At 64.1% G+C, this 1,391-nt stretch carries 2 protein-coding genes and 1 pseudogene; 1 reads left to right on the top strand and 2 read right to left on the bottom strand.

The window, feature by feature from the left end; translation table 11 throughout:
* Window positions 1-315: 315 nt before the first annotated feature.
* Window positions 316-513: pseudogene (locus FNJ47_RS54955) on the bottom strand (IS66 family transposase); the annotation flags it as partial.
* Between FNJ47_RS54955 and FNJ47_RS46065 the strand changes: the two are divergent.
* Window positions 467-670 (top strand): hypothetical protein, encoded by a 204-nt coding sequence (locus FNJ47_RS46065; protein ID WP_175068522.1) that lies wholly within the window; start codon window positions 467-469, stop codon window positions 668-670. The pseudogene FNJ47_RS54955 and the gene FNJ47_RS46065 overlap by 47 nt on opposite strands.
* A gap of 450 nt (window positions 671-1,120) precedes the next feature.
* Here the strand turns inward: FNJ47_RS46065 and FNJ47_RS46070 are convergent.
* Window positions 1,121-1,391: ATP-binding protein (locus tag FNJ47_RS46070; protein ID WP_206685416.1), on the bottom strand; the 271-nt coding region annotated here is incomplete at its 5' end.

The raw sequence follows: 1,391 nt of genomic DNA on the forward strand, positions 1-1,391 counted from the left end.
CCGCGGTGGCGCTTACCAGGCTCCAGCGTCTGGCGCTGCTTAACGCAAGGCCAGAAGCCGAGAGACGTCGGAAATGTGGTAAGGTCTAACGGAGGGTTATGGGCAATCGGTCAGGGACTGGGATTGGGATTGGACGAATCAACAGGTCGATGAGTGCCAGCGAGCACGCGTAGCCGAATTGGATCCAATCCACGCATTCCATAAGGGCCCGCGACGTGTCGAGGTCGCATTACGAGGCCGGACACACGTCAGCACCCGACCACATGCCTGTTCCGAAGTTATATTTTGCTTGCATTCACTTGGGCGTCCACACACATCGACTTGCAGCACGCCTTCGAAGCCGGCCAACTGCGCCACGATCTCCTTCTTGCCGCGACCGCCTGCGAACACCTAGGCGACCGCCGGCGGCGCCGGCCCCTTCCACGCCCGATCGTCCGTCGCGTGCGCCCAGAACTGGCAGATCCTCGTGAGGCCGCGTCCCGGATCGAGCACTGGCATCGGCGTCTCGTCGCAGACGCTTCCGCATCAGCGGGCGACGTCGCTCTCCATGCTCGACGGCGCGGTGGCCGCGGTCGTCGCCGGGCCGGTCTCGATGGCGTCCGAGGAATGGGTGTGCCGGCTCGTCGGCGTAGATCCCGACGCCTTCAATCCCGACACCGAGGAGTGCTGAGTAGCCCCGGCCTTGCCAATTGGCGCGGCCCTCAGGGCTCGTCCGCTACGCCAAAGCCAAGGACCTCATCGTAGGCATCCGAGCAAGGCCGCCTTGTGAAAAGGTCGGCTACGTAGCTGACTGTGACGTGCATAAGGACAGTGCGGTGCTAAGCCGGATAGAGGTGGTGGAGACCGGTCGGCGGCGACGCTGGACGAGTGCGGAGAAGACTCAGGATCGTAGAGCAGAGCTTCTCGGGGCCACTACTGGTTTCGGCAACCCGCTCGCCGATACGGGATCTCACGTCAGCTTCTGCTGAATTGGCGCAAGGCTTTCGCCTCCAATCATCGGGCTGGAGAGCGGTTCGATCGGCCCGACATTCGTCCCTGCGATAGCTGCGCCGAGCACGGCCCCAATGACGGAAGCTGTCGAGGCAGGCCAGATCGAAAGTAACCGGCGTGACGCCCCCACCTAGCCATCCCTCGGCTTGCGCGCGATACAGGCAAGCCTGGCCGCCTGGCGTCCGAAGGCGCATGCCAGCCAGGTTTTACCAGTCCCGGTCAGGCCGGTGATGATGAAGTTCTCATGGGCTTTCAGCCAAGCGCCTTGCGCCAATTGCAGGGTGTTGCGCCGGTCAAGGCCGCGGCGGGACGCGAAGTCGACGTCTTCGATACAGGCGTCGACGAAGCGCAGCTTGGCTGCGGCGAGGCGATTGGTCAGGCGCCGGTCGGCACGCATGGCG

Origin of the sequence: Bradyrhizobium uaiense, assembly GCF_010811875.1 — a bacterium.
In the GTDB taxonomy this organism is placed as follows: Bacteria; Pseudomonadota; Alphaproteobacteria; order Rhizobiales; family Xanthobacteraceae; genus Bradyrhizobium; species Bradyrhizobium uaiense.